1 protein-coding gene is annotated in these 590 nt (G+C 51.5%); it reads right to left on the bottom strand.

The features are described from left to right. Positions 1-590 (bottom strand): RHS repeat-associated core domain-containing protein (locus Ga0451573_RS18950; protein WP_231685755.1); only part of this gene is annotated, 590 nt, incomplete at both ends.

Genomic DNA, 590 nt, shown 5'->3' with positions numbered 1-590 from the left:
CAGGTAATAATTCCAATGGGCCTCCTTAGTATTCTCACCATATGTGCCCGTTACCGGAAGCTGTTTGCCGTTTTTGCCCAGGAAACCTTTAGACCTCAGGAAGCTCTGCAGACTACCGGCGGTGTTGGCCCATTCCCGCTGCTTTTGGTTAAACCATGCGGACGAAGGCATTTCACCTGCAGGGTCAATGAGGTTCACCGGGTCGTTTAAGGCATAGATATATGGGACCATGCTATATGGGTTGCTGATACTGCCTTTGACCGGGTCTGTCTGCAGGAATGTGCCTGCAGTGGGGTCATAGAACCGGGCTCCCATGTGGATAAGACCGGCTTCAGGTTCATCTGTTACCCCGTATTTCCCTATATAGCTGTGGTTTGTATCAAAGCCTGTCTGGTCAGTTACAGCTCCCCAGGGGTCATAACGGTAAGTTCCGGTAATGTTTCCACTCTGGTCACTGACAGCGCCCAGGCTGCCCAGGATGTCATAATAGAAGTATTGGGCTGTGGTGTCAGTATTAATCTGCCCCAGCAAGCCGCCTATTCCGAGAGTGAACTGGGTGGGGTCGCTAAAGTCTGGGGTATCACTTTCCA

The organism is Phosphitispora fastidiosa, assembly GCF_019008365.1.
In the GTDB taxonomy this organism is placed as follows: Bacteria; Bacillota; Thermincolia; order Thermincolales; family UBA2595; genus Phosphitispora; species Phosphitispora fastidiosa.
The sequence above is the reverse complement of the archived record's forward strand: the minus strand, read 5'-3'. Positions and strand labels throughout refer to the sequence as shown.